Origin of the sequence: Knoellia altitudinis (assembly GCF_042666355.1) — a bacterium.
Taxonomy (GTDB): domain Bacteria; phylum Actinomycetota; class Actinomycetes; order Actinomycetales; family Dermatophilaceae; genus Knoellia; species Knoellia altitudinis.
The window spans coordinates 864,546-882,182 of sequence record NZ_JBHTDK010000001.1; the positions used below are offsets into that span (position 1 = coordinate 864,546).

General features: G+C 66.7%; 21 protein-coding genes. 7 read left to right on the forward strand and 14 right to left on the reverse strand.

The genetic code is table 11. The features are described from left to right. Positions 1–774 (forward strand): hypothetical protein (locus tag ACFQW8_RS04085; RefSeq protein WP_380085686.1); only part of this gene is annotated, 774 nt, incomplete at its 5' end. 57 nt (positions 775–831) lie between these two features. Here ACFQW8_RS04085 and ACFQW8_RS04090 read toward each other — a convergent pair. The 4 genes from ACFQW8_RS04090 to ACFQW8_RS04105 are packed head-to-tail and all read right to left on the reverse strand — an operon-like array spanning position 832 to position 3,881. Beyond that, complete coding sequence (locus ACFQW8_RS04090; protein ID WP_380085687.1) at positions 832–1,587, reverse strand: helical backbone metal receptor; 756 nt, start codon at positions 1,585–1,587, stop codon at positions 832–834. Between the two features lie 10 nt (positions 1,588–1,597). Beyond that, complete coding sequence (locus tag ACFQW8_RS04095) at positions 1,598–2,281, reverse strand: class I SAM-dependent methyltransferase (RefSeq protein WP_380085688.1); 684 nt, start codon at positions 2,279–2,281, stop codon at positions 1,598–1,600. A gap of 30 nt (positions 2,282–2,311) precedes the next feature. After that, positions 2,312–3,118: a serine hydrolase gene (locus ACFQW8_RS04100; protein WP_380085689.1), complete on the reverse strand. Its 807-nt coding sequence runs from the start codon at positions 3,116–3,118 to the stop codon at positions 2,312–2,314. 1 nt (position 3,119) lies between these two features. Continuing rightward, positions 3,120–3,881, reverse strand: coding sequence for an SDR family NAD(P)-dependent oxidoreductase (locus ACFQW8_RS04105; protein WP_380085690.1), 762 nt, complete (start codon positions 3,879–3,881; stop codon positions 3,120–3,122). A gap of 115 nt (positions 3,882–3,996) precedes the next feature. Here ACFQW8_RS04105 and ACFQW8_RS04110 point away from each other — a divergent pair, with 115 nt between their 5' ends. The 4 genes from ACFQW8_RS04110 (at position 3,997) to ACFQW8_RS04125 (ending at position 7,084) form a co-directional block, all read left to right on the forward strand. Further along, entirely contained in the window at positions 3,997–4,218 is a 222-nt protein-coding gene (locus ACFQW8_RS04110; protein ID WP_380085691.1) for a hypothetical protein, read from the forward strand. A gap of 76 nt (positions 4,219–4,294) precedes the next feature. Beyond that, complete coding sequence (gene speB / locus ACFQW8_RS04115) at positions 4,295–5,320, forward strand: agmatinase (RefSeq protein WP_380085692.1); 1,026 nt, start codon at positions 4,295–4,297, stop codon at positions 5,318–5,320. Positions 5,321–5,546: 226 nt separating this feature from the next. After that, on the forward strand, positions 5,547–6,335 hold the full coding sequence (locus ACFQW8_RS04120; protein ID WP_380085693.1) for a hypothetical protein: 789 nt from the start codon (positions 5,547–5,549) through the stop codon (positions 6,333–6,335). 281 nt (positions 6,336–6,616) lie between these two features. Continuing rightward, positions 6,617–7,084 carry a DUF4395 domain-containing protein gene (locus ACFQW8_RS04125; protein ID WP_380085694.1) on the forward strand — a complete coding sequence of 156 codons (468 nt, stop codon included), beginning with the start codon at positions 6,617–6,619 and terminating at the stop codon, positions 7,082–7,084. A gap of 413 nt (positions 7,085–7,497) precedes the next feature. Here the strand turns inward: ACFQW8_RS04125 and ACFQW8_RS04130 are convergent, their stop codons facing one another. Beyond that, the gene (locus ACFQW8_RS04130; protein WP_380085695.1) at positions 7,498–8,955 is read right to left on the reverse strand and encodes a phospholipase D family protein; all 1,458 of its coding nucleotides are present in this window, start codon (positions 8,953–8,955) and stop codon (positions 7,498–7,500) included. Positions 8,956–9,035: 80 nt separating this feature from the next. On the opposite strand from ACFQW8_RS04130, the gene ACFQW8_RS04135 reads away from it, so the two are divergent. After that, a complete protein-coding gene (locus ACFQW8_RS04135) occupies positions 9,036–10,085 on the forward strand; it encodes a hypothetical protein (RefSeq protein ID WP_380085696.1) in 1,050 nt (349 codons plus the stop codon). A 202-nt stretch (positions 10,086–10,287) separates the two neighbouring features. On the opposite strand, the gene ACFQW8_RS04140 is transcribed toward ACFQW8_RS04135, so the two are convergent. Beyond that, positions 10,288–10,569, reverse strand: coding sequence for a hypothetical protein (locus ACFQW8_RS04140; protein WP_380085697.1), 282 nt, complete (start codon positions 10,567–10,569; stop codon positions 10,288–10,290). Between the two features lie 672 nt (positions 10,570–11,241). Here ACFQW8_RS04140 and ACFQW8_RS04145 point away from each other — a divergent pair. After that, positions 11,242–11,598, forward strand: coding sequence for an IS110 family transposase (locus ACFQW8_RS04145; RefSeq protein WP_380088581.1), 357 nt, complete (start codon positions 11,242–11,244; stop codon positions 11,596–11,598). Between the two features lie 114 nt (positions 11,599–11,712). Here the strand turns inward: ACFQW8_RS04145 and ACFQW8_RS04150 are convergent, their stop codons facing one another. The 8 genes from ACFQW8_RS04150 to ACFQW8_RS04185 form a co-directional block, all read right to left on the reverse strand. Next, a complete protein-coding gene (locus tag ACFQW8_RS04150) occupies positions 11,713–12,258 on the reverse strand; it encodes a methylmalonyl-CoA mutase family protein (RefSeq protein ID WP_449274536.1) in 546 nt (181 codons plus the stop codon). Beyond that, on the reverse strand, positions 12,177–12,497 hold the full coding sequence (locus ACFQW8_RS04155) for a carboxymuconolactone decarboxylase family protein (protein WP_380088583.1): 321 nt from the start codon (positions 12,495–12,497) through the stop codon (positions 12,177–12,179). The genes ACFQW8_RS04150 and ACFQW8_RS04155 overlap by 82 nt, the downstream gene beginning before the upstream one ends. A gap of 25 nt (positions 12,498–12,522) precedes the next feature. Then, positions 12,523–12,867 (reverse strand): response regulator transcription factor, encoded by a 345-nt coding sequence (locus ACFQW8_RS04160; RefSeq protein ID WP_380085698.1) that lies wholly within the window; start codon positions 12,865–12,867, stop codon positions 12,523–12,525. An 11-nt stretch (positions 12,868–12,878) separates the two neighbouring features. Next, positions 12,879–13,184, reverse strand: a complete 306-nt coding sequence (locus ACFQW8_RS04165) for a response regulator (RefSeq protein WP_380085699.1) — start codon at positions 13,182–13,184, stop codon at positions 12,879–12,881. Between the two features lie 56 nt (positions 13,185–13,240). Further along, positions 13,241–13,504, reverse strand: coding sequence for a sensor histidine kinase (locus ACFQW8_RS04170; RefSeq protein WP_380085700.1), 264 nt, complete (start codon positions 13,502–13,504; stop codon positions 13,241–13,243). Further along, positions 13,486–14,523: a histidine kinase gene (locus ACFQW8_RS04175; RefSeq protein WP_380085701.1), complete on the reverse strand. Its 1,038-nt coding sequence runs from the start codon at positions 14,521–14,523 to the stop codon at positions 13,486–13,488. The genes ACFQW8_RS04170 and ACFQW8_RS04175 overlap by 19 nt, the downstream gene beginning before the upstream one ends. A gap of 111 nt (positions 14,524–14,634) precedes the next feature. Next, entirely contained in the window at positions 14,635–15,684 is a 1,050-nt protein-coding gene (locus tag ACFQW8_RS04180; protein ID WP_380085702.1) for a hypothetical protein, read from the reverse strand. Positions 15,685–15,687: 3 nt separating this feature from the next. After that, a complete protein-coding gene (locus ACFQW8_RS04185) occupies positions 15,688–17,547 on the reverse strand; it encodes an AAA family ATPase (protein ID WP_380085703.1) in 1,860 nt (619 codons plus the stop codon). Positions 17,548–17,637 lie beyond the last annotated feature (90 nt).

Sequence of the window (17,637 nt, forward strand, 5' to 3'; positions counted from 1 at the left end):
GGAGCCGGCGGCAAGATCTCCCTCCACAACCGCTCCTCCGGCACCACCCACCTGCTCGCCGACGTCACCGGCTACCACCGCTCCGGCACCCCCACCACGCCGCCCACGACCTGCACGAGCTCGAACGCGGCATGGTCGTCCTCGGCTCGCCTCGGCACGTGGCAGACCAGCGGCTACCTCGTCAACAACAACATGTGGTCCGGAGAGGCTGGTCCGCAGACGATCAGGGCATGCTCCTGGCGCCAGTGGTCGGTCACGTCGAACCAGCCCGGGACAGGCACCGACGACAGCGTGAAGACCTATCCCGACACGCAGCGCCACGTCAACTACCCGCTCAGCTCGCTGCGGTCCATGCCTTCGACCTTCGACGTCACCGTCCCGCCCGGCGGCGGCACCGTCCCGTCCAGGGGCAAGCAGTGGAACGCCGCCTACGACCTGTGGCTCGACAACTTCGGCACCGAGGTCATGGTCTGGAACACGTGGACCATGAACTGGCAGTACTGGTACAACACCTACCGCGGCCAGAAGGTCACCATCGACGGCGTCAGCTACTTCGCCTATCGCAACAGCACGAGCACAGCGATGTGGTTCATCCGGGAGAACGTGACCAACAAGGGCAGCGTCGACCTGGCGCACATCCTCCAGTGGGCCGTGGCCAACGGCTGGCTGAGGTCGTCGCAGGTGCTGGGTGAGGTGGAGTACGGCTTCGAGGTCTCCTACACCGGGGAGCCGACCACGTTCACGCTCAACGACTACTCGCTCACGCTCCCCTGACCGGACCCGGCGGGTTTGCAGCAACGTCCGGCGTGGATGACCCGCATCTGGACCGCCTCAGCCGTCGATCGCCGTGTGGGCCTCGATGAGGGACGGGCCGTACCACGTGATGAGGCGACCGTTGACGAGCCGAGTTGCGGTGCGGGAGAAGGCCTCCGGCCCGTCCGTCTCGGTGAAGACGTAGGGCTCGTCGGGCAACAGGATGAGGTCGGCACCGGCTGCGTCGAGCTGCTCGAGGTCGACGTGCGGGTAGCGACCCTCGACCCCGGCGGTGACGGCATCCAGGCCCAGACGGGCGAGCAGGTCGGCCGTGAAGGTCGGGTGCCCGACGACCATCCACGGGTCCCGCCAGATGGGCACGACGACCCGGGCGTGGGGCTTGGGCACGTCGCCGGTCCACAGCCTCTCTGCCTCGGTGAGCCAGGTCGGCTCCGGCCACGCGCAGGCCTCTAAAAGGAGCCGCCGCATGGACGCGAGCGCCGCGGGCACGGTCTCGATGTCGGTGACCCATACCGCCAGCCCCGCCTCGCGAAGGCGCGTGACGTCGAGCTCGCGGTTCTCCTCCTTGTTGGCGATGACGAGGTCAGGCCCCAGTTCGACGATGGCGGCGCGGTCGGGGTTCTTGGTCCCTCGCACCCGCGTCACGTCGAGGTCGGCCGGGTGGGTGCACCAGTCCGTTGCTCCCACGAGAACGTCGGGTGCCGTGGCGGCCACCGCCTCGGTGAGGGACGGGACGAGCGAGACCACACGGCATACGGGACCGTCCGACAGGTCGACGGCGTGGCCGAGGTCGTCGCGCAGCGTGCGGGTCATGCCCCTCCCCTCAGGCGCGGCCGACCGCGAGAAACGTCGCGAAGGTGCCACGGCCCTGGTCGTCGCCGCCGAGCTCCTTCTCGACCGACCCGGCGTCGGTCACGGTCACGTCGCGGAAGCCACTGGCCCGTAGGCGGTCCGCGAAGCTCTCGCGGTCGAAGCCGTCATGGCCGGTGAAGTCGTCGTGGTGCGCGTGGAAGGCGCCGGTCCGGTCGTCGTCGAGCTCCACGATGGCCACCCAGCCGCCGGGGACGAGCAGCGTCTTGACGCGTTCGAGCAGGAGGTCGACCTCCTGCACGTGGTGCAGCGCGAGAGCGCTCCACACCCCGTCGAAGCTGCCCTCGGGCGCCGGGTCGGTGACGAGGTCGAGCTGTTGAGTGGTGAGGCGGTGGGAGAGGCCGGCCTGCTCTATGTTGGCGCGGGCCACGTCCACCATGCCCGGCGAGGCATCCGTGACGAGCACGCTGGCGACGTGGTCGGCGAGCGCGAGGCTCAGCTGACCGGTGCCGCCACCGATCTCGAGGACGCGCTCGGTGCCGTCGAGGGCCAGGGTGTCGCGGAGCAGGCCTGCGGTGGCGTGGGCGCGCTCGATCTTGGCGGGGTCGGCGTCCCAGGTGCTGGCCGCGGCGTCGAAGTGGCCGTGGCCGGTCGGCACCGCGTGGGAGTCGGCGTGGTCGTGGTCAATGCGGCTCATGCCTGCCACCCTGCCACGCCGGCCGGGGTGTCAGCCCCGAGCCGCCCGCAGCGCGTCGCCGATGCCGCGCAGGGCGTGCATGACGTCGTCGCGGCCAGTGCCGGGAGGGTGCTCGGTCCAGCTGGCCAGGACGGCGTATGCCGTGGCTCGCCCCCCGCCGTCGACGATGCCGACGTCGGCGCGCACCCCGAGGTTGGTGCCGGTCTTGTTGACGATGCGCGTGCCGCTGGGCTCCTCGGCGTGCGAGAGCGGGTCCTGGTGCCACGCGGCGGCGACCATCGAGAGGTCCATGCCGGGGGCGAGCCAGGCGAGGACGCGTTCGCCCGTGGAGCCTGGGGTGTCGCGCTCGCTCCACAGCCGGGCGAGGATCTCGACGTGGTCGGCGGCGCACCCGAGGCTGAGGTGGGGCGGGTCGCCGGGACCGCGCAGTCCGCGCACGACGTCGACGAGGTCGGACCCGCGGGGCGCCCACGCGGTTGCCCGTGCCCGGATGGCGTCGAGGCCGAGCAGGTCGATGAGGACGTTGGTGGCGAGGTTGTCGCTCACTAACCCGACGAGCTGGGCGACGTCCCCCAGTGGGAGCAGGTCGGTCGTCAGGTGCTGCCACAGGCCGGAGTCCGCGACCGGGGGGACGGCGCGGCGATCGAGCGGGTGGTCAGGGCTGAGGCGCCCGTCGCGCAGCCGCTCGGCCAGCTCGACGAGGACGAAGACCTTGCCGACGCTCGCTGTCGACAGGAGCCGGTCGGGGTCGTGCGAGGCGAGCACCTCGCCGCTGCCGAGGTCGACGATCGCAATGGACCAGTCGACCCCTGGCAGCAGCTCGAGGCTCAGGGGCACGTCAGCGCGGCGCCATCCGCAGGGCGCCGTCGAGGCGGATCGTCTCGCCGTTGAGGTAGTCGTTGTCGACGATGGCCAGGGCGAGCTTGGCGTACTCGGTCGGGGCTGCGAGTCGCTGGGGGAACGGCACTCCTGCCGCGAGGCCGGCGCGGAACTCCTCCGAGACGGTGGCGAGCATCGGCGTCTCGACGATGCCGGGGGCGATCGTGCAGACGCGGATGCCGTACTGCGCGAGGTCGCGCGCTGCCGGCAGGGTCAGGCCGACGATGCCGCCCTTGGACGAGCTGTATGCCGCCTGGCCCACCTGGCCGTCGTAGGCCGCGATGCTCGCGGTGTTGATGACGACGCCGCGCTGGCCGTGCTCGTCGGCCTCGGTCTGGGCGATGGCCTCGGCGGTGACCGCGAGGACGGTGAACGAGCCGATGAGGTTGATCTCGATGACCTTGCGATAGAGCGAGAGGTCGTGGACACCCTTCCGGCCGAGGATGCGCGCGCTCGGGCCGATGCCGGCGCAGTTGACGACGACCCGCAGCGGGGCGGCCATGTCTGTGCTGGCTTGGTTGACGGCGTCGCGGACCTGCTCCTCGTCGGTGACGTCGGTCGCGACATAGGTGATGCCGTCGACCTCGGGGGCCTGCTCGATGCCCTGGGCGAGGTCGAGCGCGTAGACGTGGGCGCCGCTCGCGGCGAGGGCGGCTGCTGTGGCAGCTCCGAGGCCGGAGGCGCCGCCGGTGACGATGGCGGACGTGTGCTGAATCTGCATGGCCGTCATCCTGTCACTGCAGACGGCCCTCGCCGTACCCGCTCACCACGCTCACGTAACGCCCTCATGACGCGAAAGTTCGCCATGCGGGCCGACTAGGGGCACACTGGGAGGAATGACTGATTCATCTGCGTACCCCAGACCCCGGCACGCCAACAGCCCGTTTCGGCCCCAGGCCGAGGTGGCGGTCGAGCAGTTCGCGGCCGGCGACCGCGTCTGCCACGACGCGCACGGCCTCGGTCGCGTGTTGAACATCGACGCGGGCGGTGCCACGGTCGACTTCGACGGCCGCACGCTGCGGATCGAGACGCCGTTCCGCAAGATGACCAAGCTCTAGCCTCGAGCCAGAGCTGGGCCTCGGCCCTGAGGTGTTTGCTGGTCAAGGGCAGGATCTGGCGAGCATCATGATCGCCATGACCCGTTACGGCGCGCAGTTCGGTCCCGACATCACCTTCCTCGGCGTCCCTCCGTGCGACCTGGACCACGAGTCGACGTACTCCGATGCAGACGTGGTGATCGTGGGCGCGCCGTTCGACGGCGGCACCTCGCACAGGCCCGGCACGCGCTTTGGCCCTCAGGCGATCAGGATGGCCGACTACCTCCCTCATGACGGGTCTCGACCGTCGCTGGCGTTGCGGACCGACGGGCTCAAGGACCTGACGGTCCTCGACGCTGGTGACGTCGAGATGCCACCGGGTGACATAGTGAAGGCACTGGGGGTGCTGGAGGCGGCTGTCGAGAAGGTGACCCGCTCCGGCGCGATCCCGGTCGTCCTGGGCGGTGACCACTCCATCGCGTTCCCTGACGCCAAGGGCGTGGCCAACGTGCTGGGGCACGGGCGGGTCTCGATGATTCACTTCGACGCCCACGCGGACACCGGTGACATCGAGTTCGGCTCACTATGGGGGCACGGTCAACCGATGCGTCGCCTGATCGAGTCGGGCGCGCTGCGAGGTGACAGGTTCTTGCAGGTGGGCCTGCGCGGCTACTGGCCCGGTCCAGAGACGCTCGACTGGATGGCGGAGCGAGGGATGCGGTCCTTTGAGATGACCGAGATCGTCCAGCGCGGACTGACCGACGTGCTCATAGAGGCGTCCTCGATCGCGGTTGACGAGTGTGACGGCGTCTTCCTGTCGGTCGACATCGACGTCTGCGACCCGGGCCACGCACCGGGGACCGGCACGCCGGAGCCCGGTGGTCTCACCGCCCGAGAGCTGCTCGACTCGGTGCGTCGCATCTGCCTCGAGCTTCCCGTCGTCGGGATCGACGTGGTGGAGGTCAGCCCCCCCTATGACAGCTCCGACATCACGGCTGCCTTGGCCAACAGGGTCGTGCTCGAGGCGCTGTCGGCGATCGCGCGCAAGCGTCGCGACGAGCGGGACGGTACGTCGTGGGATCCAGCGCGACCACTGCTCCACGGTCGCCCTGAAGCAGGTTGACCCCGCCACCCCGGCCAGCCGGACGTCAGTCCCGCGTCATAGGCGGCGGTTTGACGCGCCTCACGTGGCAACTCGGCTGTCGTATTCAACTTTTTTGTGCGTAAGCATGCCGTGTCAGCAGCACCAAGCTGTCTCGGCTGAGCGGTCATATCGCGCTCCTTGAGACTGACCCTGCCTCGCGGGGCGCGGTCTGTTCAGTCGTGCCGATCAGGTGCAGTCTTGTGTGATGTCGAAGATGTGGCCCGCGCGTGGTTTCGCAATGCTCGCCGCAGCGTTCTGGGTGGTCTTCTTCTTTGGGTACGTCGATCTGCTGGTACCCATCCTCCGTCAGCCGGGTTTTGACTCGAGCTACCTCCTTGAGACCGGTTGGGGAGCCATGTTCGTGTTTCTCGTCGGAACTCCGCTCGTGTCTGCGGCTTTCGCACCCGAACGGATCGCTCCACAGATAGAGGTAGCCCTCGTCGGCTTTGCCGTAGGCGCCATCGCAGTCGTCGTCCCGGAATGGCGTCAGTTCTTGCCTGCCGCTGGACTGTTTCTCACGTCTTTCGTTCTGGCTCTGCTATCCGGCCACACCGGTAACCGGCTCAGGCCCAGAGCGGCCATCACCGCCGTCGGATCCGGTGCGCTGAACCGAGTAACTCTGCTTCTCACAGTCGCCGCCGCTATCCCTCTGACCCTTTATGCGGCTGACATGGTGGCTGGGCGGCGTGAGGGACGTCCACCCACCGATGACATCACGATCGGTCTGGATCACTGGCCGATGCAAGCGGCCTTGGCCGCGGCCATTGTGCTGACAACTAGCTTGGCATCAACCAACATCTCTGGTTGGCCGGTCCCATCATGGACCTCTGCCATAACGGTGATGTGGATGGGGGGATTTTCGGTCGGCTACCCCACACACGCCGGAAGCTTCGGGACCGTCGCCGGTTGGGCCGCGATCGGCTGGGCTTGTGCCCTTGCAGCAACTACTGTTCTTCGCCATCGGTCTCCTGAACATGCGTCGGGCAGCAACTAGCCCCAAGCGGGCCTCGGGCGGCGGGGACGCCTGAGGCAGCCCAGCCAGGCCCCGACGGATCCGTTTGCCAATCGCTCTAGCTCCTGCGATCCGACTATGACTGCAACGACTCGCTCGACGTGGCGAGCAGCCGAAGAGCGACGAATGTCAGTCACGTCCATTCGCGGCGCTGTGACACATGGCGAGCGCGACTCTGGGCCCGGCGGCCCGACGTGCTGGTACTGATCACAGGGACCGCCTACCGTGAGTCGGATCCCTGGAATCCACTCCGGAGAAGTCTCGTGTCCAGCCATCCAATTGTTGCGTGCCCGCTCCGTGATCAGGTCGATCCGCGGCTAAAGCGGTTCAGTGCTGGGGCGACCGCTGGCGTTCTGGCCGCGGTCTTGCTGATCGTGGACGTTGCTCGTCCACTCGGTCTGGGCCTACTCGCCTCGCAGGTTGCCGTGTTTGCTTTCACCGCGTTCGTCAGTTTTCAGTGGTCGCTCTGGGCGCAGATCTATGCCCGTTTCATCTGGCCGCGGGTCGGGGCACCAACCGCGCTTGAGGATGCTCGGCCGGCGAGGTTTGCCCAGCTCTTCGGCTTCGCGCTCACCGCCTTGGCGCTGACCTTCTTCGTCTTCGGCATCGACGTGCCTGCCTACAGCCTGACGGCGCTCGCTTTCGGCTTGGCAGCACTAGACGCTTCCACGGGGTTGTGCTTGGGCTGCAGGGCCTACATGCTGGTCCGCCGAGGAGTGCATTCTTCCTGACCACGACTGGGCCGAGACCAACGCGGCGCCGTGACGCAACTCCGATTCAACGGCTCGCTTCGCGTGGCCGCGCTATACGGGCTTGCTTCTAGAGCCCGCCGTCGCCCCCCATCATTCGAGGGGGGTCCGCGTCGTGTCGGACCAGGTAGCCGCACCGCTTGCACTCGCGCATGTCCAGGCCGTCACGGCGGAACCGGTGCCACTTGTAGAAACCGACCATGCAGATAAGGCGTCCAGCCTTCATGACGGACAGTTTCTAGCGCTCTGATAAGCGTGTCCATGGCCCCACGGGGCTCATTCCCTCGGGTCCCGCGTCGATCCGTCGAGGGCTCGGACGCTTCGGCCACGCCAGGACGCACTGCCCTGGTTTCTCTGGCGTGCATCAGCCCGAAACAGTGGACGCGTCGGCGTCCTCAGAAGTCCGTCGTGCCGCGCAGCCGTCGTGGTCGGCCGTCGGGGTCGTAGAGGGCGAGGTAGGCCGGCCGTGCCCATCGCCTCGTCGCCGCGGAGATCGCAGGGGGCAGGTGACGGCGGATGCGGCTCCCCGGGGCGTCCTCACGCTCCGCCCACAGGGCTAGGGCGTCACTCAGGTCCGCCATCCGCGGGTCGTCCTGCGCCAGGCCCAGGTGCTCGGCCCACAGCGACGTCCGGACAGTGCGAGGCAGCACATCATCGGGATCGACCACGGCGCAGGTGAGCTCGGAGTCGTGCGTCCAGGAACGCCGGTTGAGGTTGTCGGACCCGATGGTCATCCACTCGTCGTCGACCACGCAGACCTTGGCGTGAACATAGATCGGGTTCCCCACGGCGTTCTCGAGGTCGAAGAGCGCAACCCGCTCACCTCCTGCCTCGCGCAGCAGATCCCAGGCCAACCGTTGCCCGTGGAGCATCGGTGGTCCGGCGATGCGGCTGTCCTTCTCCGGGAAACGGGGGACGACTGCGATCACCTGGAGCTCCGGCTCACGTCGAAGGGCCTCGGCGAGCGTGGCTGCCACGACGTCGGACCAGAAGTACTGGTCCTCGATGTAGATCAGGCGACGGGCCCGGCCGAACGCATGCGAGTAGGCCCTCGCGATCGAGCGTTCGCCGTCCGGCGCAAAGGGGTATGCCGGCCGCTTCGACGGATAGGTACGCAGGATCTGGACCAGGTGTCGGCCAGCTTCCGGAGGCGGATCCCAGCGCTGGGGCAGTGGCTTGGTGTGCCGGGGCATCTTGGTCAGCCGATGAAGCACCGCTCGGTAGGGATTGCGGTGGTCGAGCGGGGTGCGGTCGTCCCAGCGTTCCGCGAACGTGTCCAGGACGTGCGCCACCGCCGGACCCCGGATCTCTGCCATGGCGTCGTGCCACGGCGGGTTGGGGCCGTATCGCTCGTCCAGTGGCGGCGCCTGCGGATCGCCCGCGTGTGCTGCGTCGTCACGACGGCCGTGGCACAGGTCGATGCCACCGACGAACGCGACGTCCTCCTCGGGCCTGCCCTTGCGCCTGACGACGAAGAGCTTCTGGTGGTGGGACCCGCCGCGGCGCACTCTCTCGTCGAAGAGTGCCTCTCCACCGGCCTCGTTGATGATGGTGCCGAGGTGGTTGTTCTCCTCACTGTTGAGGCTGCCGGGGTGGGAGCGCCACAGCAGAGCCCGGACCTCGACGCCGCGACGTAGCGCCGAGGACAGCAGATCAGCCGTGGTCGGGCCGTCACTGCTCAGGCGTTGGTCGGCATCACCGCGCCAGTCGGTGAGGAAGATCCGGTCCCCGGGCTGGGTCGCTTCGACGACCTCGAGCAGGCGAGCGAAGTAGTCGGCTCCGTGCACGCGCGGCACGACGAGGTTCCCGGCCGACCACGGCCGCTCCGTAGTGGGAAGGAACCATTCGCTCACGCGTCCCACTCTCCCATCGGGTGGTGCGACGTGGGCTGGTAGCAAGGAGCCGGTCACGCTCCTCGACCTACGATGGACTGATGAGCGGTCCTTCGCCCAGGCATTCGCGGCTTCCGCTGCGTGACGCGGAGGGCGGCGATCGGTTCGAGCTGTTCGTCGTCAGTGCCGTGGCTGCGATCGCACTCACCCGGATCTATCTGGAGGCGACGGGCTACCCGCAGATCGGCGGTGGCAATCTCCATCTGGCGCACCTGCTGTGGGGCGGACTCGGCATGCTCCTGGCCATTCTCATCATGCTGCTCTTCCTGAGCCGGACGGCCCAGAGCGTCGCCGCGGTCGTGGGTGGCATCGGTTTCGGGCTGTTCATCGACGAGGTGGGCAAGTTCGTCACCGGGGACCACAACTACTTCTTCGAGCCGGTGCCCGCGATCATCTACGGGACCTTCGTGAGCATCTGCGTCGTGGTGGAGGTGCTCGTGCACCGCAAGCCCATGAGCCAGGTCGAGCTCGTGGTCAACGCCGTCGAGCTGCTCAAGGAGTCAGCAGCCCACGACATGGACGAGCTCGAGCGGGAACGCGCAGTGGGTCTGCTTCGCCGGGCCGACCAGCGCGACCCTGTCGTCCGGTTGCTCACAGGGGTGCTCGGGAGAGTTCCCCCGCAGCCCGCGACCAGGTCGTGGTTCGCGCGCACGTATGGGGCCGGGCGCGGCCTCATCGTCAACCTGCCACGCGCCCGGGCGATCCGGCGTACGTCGGTCGCGCTGTTCCTGTTGTTCCTGGCTGGTTCCGTGGTGCATCCGGCGTGGCTCGTCCTCACCGAGCCCTCGCTGAGAAACCTGGTGTATCTCTGCTTCGCAGCGCTGGCACTGCTCATCGGCCTGCTGGCCCTTGGCACCCGGCTTCGCGGCCGGCGCCAGGAGGCTCTCCGGGTGTGCGAGATCGCGCTGCTGCTGGACCTTCTCGTGGTGCAGTTCTTCCAGCTGCTCGACGCACAGTTCCTCGGCTACCTCGCCGTGCTCGTCAACCTGGGCCTGATCGGGCTGGCCCGAGCGTTGCGGGTCCAGCTGGCCGAGCAGGCTGCGGAATCCGACGGTCGCGCGCCGGGCGCCATCGACCGGGACGACACCTGAGCGACCCCCTCCGCGTCCTTTCGGCCTCAGCTGCGGGTTTGTGTGCCCACCCGACGAGTCCGTCCTACTGTCTGGCTCGAGGTGCATGACGGCGGCCCGCGCGGGCCCGGCCAGCGGGCCGCGTGCGGGCCCGTGGAACGACCCGTGCGCGGGGCTGAAGGGAGCCTGAAGCCGCGCACGGGTCGTGTTGAGGGGCCGAGGGTCAGTCGGTGGCGGGGTCCAGGGCGGCGTCGTAGCAGGCCGCGAACAAGCGGGCGGCGGCGCCGCGGGCTGGCGCACCGACGGGGAGGCTGACGACGGCGTCGCGGTAGGCGGGGCTCATCATGGGGGCGCGGACAGCATCGTTGGCGGCCAACCGGCCAGCGTCCACGGCGATCGCGGCCATGACGTCGAGGTCGAGGTTTGACGTGGCGCGGGGTGGGACGAACGCGGTCAGGGCGGACGGGAGCGACGAGTGCGGTGTCGATGCTGATGTGGCGGTCATGCGTGGACCTTTTCGGGAGGCGGCGGGGTTTCGCGCCTGCCGAGGTCCGGGGCAGCCGATGGTTCTACCAGTGTGCACCCGGTCACGTGGGGGCACAACCGTTACGGGTGGCACCGTCCAAGCCTCGGGACTTGGGCGGCGCCGGGACGGCACCTGGAGCCCGCATTTGGACGGGGCCGCGACATGGGCGGCCGGGTCGGCGGGCTGGAACGGTCCGCCCTTCTCCGTGAGCGGTTCAGCCGTGCCGAACCGGGAGCCCACTCGACGGTCAGGGGCGTCGACCCATTCCCTTGGCGCGTGGCACGACGTCGAGCCGGGTGCTTGGTCTCGGTCCACTGCCATCGATGTCGCATCGCGCTCGAGGCCGGCGATGTGCGGCCAGTCACACCGAAGGGTGGCTTTGCCGAACCGTGGCTACTTGTTTCATTGACGGTAGGACCGGTACCTGCGCAGGCTCTGGTCTAGGTGCCCGGGTTCGTCGCTCTCATCCGCGGCTGCCCACGATGATCGTGTGGCTCTCACATGGACTGCGCCGCCCGGGCACCGCCGGGCAGGAGAGACTCAAGAAGGGATTGCTCTGCTCCAAGTAGCGGCGCCCTCCACGCCCAACCATCACAGGTTCGAGGCAACGGAGGCGTCATGGAAGAGCAGGTTCCGCGGGTCGTGATCGGAATGGACCCGCACAAACGCAGCGTCACGATCGAGGTGATGCTCGCCGACGATTCGGTCGTCGGCAGCGGCCGGTTCGACACCACCGTCGAGGGCTACAAGGAGATGCTCGACTTCGCCGCCGCCTGGCCGGACCGGGTCTGGGCGATCGAGGGCTGCGAGGGCATCGGCCGGCACATCGCCCACCGGCTCCTCGCCGACGGTCAGGACATCGTCGACGTTCCGGCGAAGCTGTCCGCCTGGGCGCGGGTGTTCGCCACCGGGCAGGGCCGCAAGACCGACGCCACCGACGCGCACTCCACCCAACCCGGACCGTGCCCACGAGCGGGGTACGTCAACCCCACTCCCTCAAGCCGCTGACCGCCACAATCATGAGCCGAATCGAGAAGCAGCCGTCAAAGGGAGCGAGCCACGCCGTAGGGCCAGGTGGTCGGTGTGACGCGCCTGCACCCGGAGCGAGCGCACGCGTTCTGATCAGACGTTGCGGCGGTACTGGCCTCCGACCTCGAAGAAGGCGTCCGTCACCTGCTGGAGGGTGCACACGCGCGCGGCGTCCATGAGCACCGCGAAGACGTTGTCACCCGACATCGCCGCCTCCCGCAGCCGCTGGAGAGCGACCTCGGCCTCCTCGCGGTGGGCCTCGCGGTAGGCGTTGACCCGCTCGAGCTGCGACTCCTTCTCGGACTCGGACGCCCTCGCGAGCTCGACGTGCTGCGGCGTGCCGCCCTCGGCGTCGGGCTTGCGGAACGTGTTGACGCCGATGATCGGCAGCGACCCGTCGTGCTTACGGTGCTCGTAGACCATCGACTCGTCCTGGATCTTGCCGCGCTGGTAGCCGGTCTCCATCGCCCCGAGCACTCCCCCGCGCTCCGAGATGCGGTCGAACTCCTCCAGCACGGCTGCCTCGACGAGGTCGGTCAGCTCGTCCTGGTGCCACCTCAGCGGCGGACCCCCGGCGCGACGATGTAGCTGCTGGAGATAGCGATCCGGTTGAAGGTGTTCATGGCGATGGCTGCCCAGGTCACCGCCGAGATCTGCTCTGCCGTGAGCACCTTCTCGGCAGCGGCGCGGTCGGCGGAACGCTCGGGCAGCGAGGGGATGTCGGTGACGGCCTCGACCAGCGCCAGGGCTGCGCGCTCGACCGGCTCGAAGTAGCCCGTCTCCCGCCAGGCGCTGAGCACCGCGAGCCGGTCGCGCTGCTCCCCGCCCGCCAGGGCGTCCGCAACGTGCAGGCGCAGGCAGAAGGCGCAGCCGTTGATCTGCGAGGCGTGTCGTGGGTGGGCTTCACGATCCGGTCCTCAGAGAGCCGTTCGCTGCGCCCAGGCCGGCTTCACGGGCCATAACGATCGCCTCTCCCCGGTCGGCGACACCGAGCTTGGCGAAGATGCTGCTGACCCGGTTGCGCACGGTCTTCTCCGAGAGGAACGGCCGCCGCGCGATCACCGGGTTGGCCAGGCCGCGGGCCATGAGGTCGAGCACCTCCCGCTCGCGCTCGGACAGCTCGGGGAACGGCTTGGCCGCGACCCCGCTGCCCGCGGTGAAGAACGCGCGCATCCGCCGCGCGACCTCGGGCCCGTAGACCGCGTGCCCGGCCGCTACCCCGCTGACGGCCCGGGAGATCTCCTCCATGCCGGCCCCTTTCAGGAGGTATCCCAGCGCGCCCGCCTGGATGGCCGCGAACACCGCCCAGTCGTCACCGGCATCGTCAGCATGAGCACCTGGGCCTCCGGCCAGTGCTCGATGAGGCGAGCCGTGGCGGTGACCCCGTCGAGCTCGGGCATCTGGACGTCCATGAGGACGACGTCGGGCCGGAGCTTGAGGGCGGTCGTCAGGCCCTGAGCGCCATCAGCGGCCTCGCCCACGATCTCGACCCCGAGCTCCTCCAGCAGCGTCCGCAGCCCCTTGCGGAAGACGGGATGGTCGTCGACGAGCACGGCGGTGGTCATGATGCTCCGTTCCTCTCCGGCAGGGTCGCGACGACGGTCGTCCCCGCGCCCGGTGCCTACCGCACCTCGACGGACCCGCCGAGAGCTGCGGCCCGCTCCTTCATGCTCGTCAGTCCCACGCCAGGCGTCGTCCTCCACGGGTGGAACCCGACGCCGTTGTCCTGCACCGACACGCGCAGGACTGAGTCGTCCAGCGCGAGCCCGACTCGCACCTCGGTCGCCTGTCCGTGCCGGACCGCGTTGGTGATCGCCTCCTGCGCAATCCGGTATGCCGCTGCCTCACCTGCCGCGGAGAGTCCCGTCAGCTCGGACTCCGCCACGACCTCCGTGCGGATGGTCGACCCCTGCGCTGCGGCAACGGCCGGGCCGGCGGTCCGCAGGGCCGCGGCGAGACCGACCTCGTCGAGGGCCGGAGCCCTCTCGCGACGGCGCGGACGTCCTCGACGGCCATGGCCGCCTGCTCGGAGGTCGAGACGAGAAGCTCGTCAACCCTCGTGGTGTCGCCGCGCATCAGGGCGGCGCGGGCCGCGTCGACGGTCATGGTGACCGCTGCCAGCTGCGGGCCGAGGCCGTCGTGGAGGTCGTGGCGGAGCCGGCGTCGCTCCTCCTCCTGCGCGGAGACGAGCCGGCCCCGGCTCTGCTCGAGCCCGACCGTGAGGGACAGTGCCGCGGCGGCGGCGGCCAGTGGACCCGTAACGGCCTCCCCCACCCGCTGGTCCTGGACCGACAGGCCACCTCGCCGCGTGTCGGGCGTGAGGTGGAGGGAGCCGAGGGGCTGGCCGTGGTGAAGCATCGCCACCATGTGGGCGGGTCCGCCGGCTGCGTCATCCCCCGAGGAGAGGTCGACCGGTCCGGTCGCGGTCTCCATTTCCAGGTGCACGCGTGCCAGGCCGAGGGCGTCCCGCAGGACGTGGAGCCGGTCCTGCACTGCTTGCCGGGGCGAGGGCGCGGAGCGGACCGCCTCGTCGAGGCGGTAGACGACCACCTCTAGGACGGGACGGTCGCGCTGGAGCAACCGGTCGGCATACCGTTGGACGCGCACCCGAGCGGGGTTGAAGGCGAGGGCGATCGCCATGGCAGCGGCGAAGGAGGCGGCCCGGCCCTCGTCACCGACGAGGGCGCCGACCCATCCCGTGACCGCCGCGTGCAGGATCGCGGCACCGGCGAGCAGCACCAACGCGACGAACGTGCGGTTGAGCAGGAGGTCGATGTCGAAGAAGCGGTAGCGCAGGACGGCGACGACCAGCGCGAGCGGGATCAGCAGGACGGCGACCGCCCGCACCCACGGAGGCGCCAAAGCCGTGGCGACGACGGTGAGCAGGACGGCTACGACGCCCACCAATTGACTGATTTTAGGACCGAGCTTTTTGCGAAGGCGCCCGTAGAATAGGTTGGGCTATACATTATGGCGCTCGAAATAAGAGGGCAGTGATAGCCCTTGAAGCAAGGGCTATCCGTTGGAGCATAGCGGTGGAATAGTGAAATCGTTGTGCGTCACGACCGATGCTAGTTCGACGAAAGCATCTGGACCGCGCCAATAATGCAGGTGCACCTCATAGTCCACGTCATGCCGTTGCGCGATATAATCACCTTGGCGAACAGCCGGGGAACCACCTCCAGACCCCAGCCTCAATGCGTGAGTTTTTCGAAGATTTCGCTGACAAATAGCCTCAGCGACCGCTGCGAGTACGCGCTCTGCCAAAGCTTCCGACCGCGGCACACCCAGTGCCCGCAACGTACCGATGAAGCGGTCACCCATACCGAACGGCGGCCGGTCTTGGTACCGAACCATCGCATCCATTCGCTGGAGCTGGAAAACCGCAATTTGAACGGCAGCCTTGACCACGTTCTCCTGATTGTCAGCGAGTTCGTTCAACAACCGCAACAATCGAACCGGCTCGCTCAGCATCAGCAGCTCTTCAAAATCTTCCACCACCCGAAGAACCGCAGCAAACGGGCCAAGGCACAAAGCGCATTCCGTCGACCCCTCAACAGCCTCCAGGCTTCCTGCAACCTGAAGTTCGGACGCTCGCGCCGATCTCGACACGAATGGGCCAAGTTCCGCTTCCCAGCCGGCACTAATGCCTAGGCCCAGCATCTCGATCGTCTCTTCCTGCGCCGCTCGTAAGGCGGTGAGTCTTTCGCGAGACTCTAAGGGCGGACGAACCACCATACCGTCGCATAGCGCGATTTCTACACCCAAATCTCCCTGCAGAAATTGGGCGCGTTGCATGATACCAAAAATCACTTGCTCGACGTCATGCCCTGACATCTCATCAATGCCCATAACGTCAAGGGTTTGCGCGACGTCACCCCGCAACGGCAGTACGCCATCATCAGCCAACGCCTCCATCAGTTCGCTCGTGATGTGGACCGTGAGCCATTCAGATGTGACTGCTTCCGATATATGGAATAGAGCCTCGAGCTGAGTCTCTACCGAATCTGCCGTGGACTCGCGGTCCAATAGTAGGAAGAACGGATCGAGCGTAGCGTGCAACATCACTCAACCTTTGCGCTTTCGGCGCTTTGCCATCCCTGCGCGAAGAATTGCTTCAGCTTCTCGATGAGATTCGTCGAAGAATCCGATCGGCCAATCTGTGAACGTGCCAAACTCCGAGATGCGCACGTCTCGGTACCTGGTCTGAGAATCAACCTGTTCGACGAAGTACAGTTTTATTTTCTTGTGCAGACCCGACTCTGATGAGGCGGCGCGCAGTCGTAGACGATTAATTATGTACTCGCTATGGGTCTCTATCAGACATTGAAGGTGGCTATGCACCATGCTGACGAAGAAGTCGGCCAACCTAGTTTGCACCCTAGGATGCAGGTGCAACTCTGGCTGCTCGAAAATCGTCAGTGACCTTGCCGGCGCTACGAGCCCAGCGACAATGATTGGCAGCACTTGACTAACTCCGACACCCACCTGGGTCAGATCAAGGTAGGACTTCGACGTTGTTCGGACCCGCAACTCGTGACCGCGACTTCCCATCTCTTCGGTACTGACGCCATCTGAAACTCCTAGATAGCGCAGCCATTCTTCAACGGCTGCGAGTAGCGGCTTGTGTTCCATAGGTGCGTTATAGTTTCCTGCCGCAACATTGGCAGGGCTCAAATAGTCTACGGTCTCGTCGCGATTCAAATTCAATACAGAAGCCGTGAACTCCCCTTTGGTCCCGACATCTAAAATATCTCCTGACGAACTCAGGGGATAAACGGGTCGCGGCTCATCGCGTAGTGGGCCCAGGTAGCGGACCTTTTTCGAGAGAAATCTATCAATGAGTTCCGCCCCTTCACGGAGTCCGGAGGGCAGGCTTTCAGTGCGGATGTCGTATTCATGAGGTCGGAGATGCGTAGCCTCAACGATGGTGTAAGCAGACTCGATTAGCGGCTTCGCATGATTCCTGAGTTGGGCCAATGTCTCACTGCGATCCTTCGCTGGCAACCGGAGAAACCTTTCCGACCACAAAGCGATAGTAATTTCTTGGTCGTCGACATCTAGCAGCCTAGAAGCCACGGTTTCAGGCAGGCTGCTTCGAATCGTTTGCACCATCGGCTGAGGAAGCGTCACACGTCCCTCAGAACCGCGGCCTCCCTTGGAAGTCAACTGCAATACGGCGTCAATGGATTTGCCAATGCCTTCCAATGTCAGGTTTTCCTGAACAGCCAGACTCCGAGGAAGGAAATGGTCCAAATTGACTCCCACTGGTTCTGCCGTGGGGGAATCGACTTTGATGGCCTTGCGACTGGTCGCGTCCAAATAGGGTCGAAATGATAACGCTTCCCGTAGATGCTTCACCACATCTGCACCGACAAATCGGCTCACCGAATCCAACTGCTTCGAGTTGGAGGGCTTTACCCGGATACGAGCTCTACCCAGATCCTTTTCGGCATTCAGAAAGTCGCTGGCCATTTCCACCGATGAAACCCTGATGGTTTGATCTGCCGCCCCCGAGGCTGAACTCCGCTTTCGGCGACTTCCGCGGAATGACACGTCCAGCGACACTTCCTGAAGGCTTATTTGGGCCGCTCGTCGCGCTGAGTTTGCACCTCCGGCTCGACTTCCGCCTCCACTTGGCAGAGTCGGTTCATCTGGAACGACATCGATTCCGATGCCGAACTGGAGCCTTCTTGAGCCGTGAGCCAGCACGTCGTCGAACGCTCCAAGACGGACTGTCGGGCCGTTCAACACCAGGGCACGTCCGGTCACTTTGCTGCTCAGCGTTTGGTGCATGAGCAAGATCCCTTGGAGCAGAGTGCTCTTACCACTACTGTTCGCGCCAGCTACCAGCGTGAGGTCGCCAAGTTCTACCTCTACAGCACCGCCCACCGATTTGAACGACGACAGACGAACGCGCTTCAGCATGGGCCCCCTCCTAGGTCGATTCACTACAACACTACGGCCCAGTGGCCCCATACGGTCGACGGAACGCGCAATGTCAGGTTTGGACCGATC

Excerpts from the sequence above, each read along its gene's own strand:
- ACFQW8_RS04145 (WP_380088581.1), top strand. The coding sequence starts at position 11,242 with ATGGACCCGCACAAACGCAGCGTCACGATCGAGGTGATGCTCGCCGAC.
- ACFQW8_RS04135 (WP_380085696.1), top strand. The coding sequence starts at position 9,036 with ATGAGCGGTCCTTCGCCCAGGCATTCGCGGCTTCCGCTGCGTGACGCG.
- ACFQW8_RS04180 (WP_380085702.1), bottom strand. The coding sequence starts at position 15,684 with ATGTTGCACGCTACGCTCGATCCGTTCTTCCTACTATTGGACCGCGAG.
- ACFQW8_RS04140 (WP_380085697.1), bottom strand. The coding sequence starts at position 10,569 with ATGACCGCCACATCAGCATCGACACCGCACTCGTCGCTCCCGTCCGCC.
- ACFQW8_RS04185 (WP_380085703.1), bottom strand. The coding sequence starts at position 17,547 with ATGCTGAAGCGCGTTCGTCTGTCGTCGTTCAAATCGGTGGGCGGTGCT.
- ACFQW8_RS04160 (WP_380085698.1), bottom strand. The coding sequence starts at position 12,867 with ATGGAGGAGATCTCCCGGGCCGTCAGCGGGGTAGCGGCCGGGCACGCG.
- ACFQW8_RS04095 (WP_380085688.1), bottom strand. The coding sequence starts at position 2,281 with ATGAGCCGCATTGACCACGACCACGCCGACTCCCACGCGGTGCCGACC.
- ACFQW8_RS04110 (WP_380085691.1), top strand. The coding sequence starts at position 3,997 with ATGACTGATTCATCTGCGTACCCCAGACCCCGGCACGCCAACAGCCCG.
- ACFQW8_RS04105 (WP_380085690.1), bottom strand. The coding sequence starts at position 3,881 with ATGCAGATTCAGCACACGTCCGCCATCGTCACCGGCGGCGCCTCCGGC.
- ACFQW8_RS04120 (WP_380085693.1), top strand. The coding sequence starts at position 5,547 with ATGTCGAAGATGTGGCCCGCGCGTGGTTTCGCAATGCTCGCCGCAGCG.
- ACFQW8_RS04165 (WP_380085699.1), bottom strand. The coding sequence starts at position 13,184 with ATGACCACCGCCGTGCTCGTCGACGACCATCCCGTCTTCCGCAAGGGG.
- ACFQW8_RS04090 (WP_380085687.1), bottom strand. The coding sequence starts at position 1,587 with ATGACCCGCACGCTGCGCGACGACCTCGGCCACGCCGTCGACCTGTCG.
- speB (WP_380085692.1), top strand. The coding sequence starts at position 4,295 with ATGACCCGTTACGGCGCGCAGTTCGGTCCCGACATCACCTTCCTCGGC.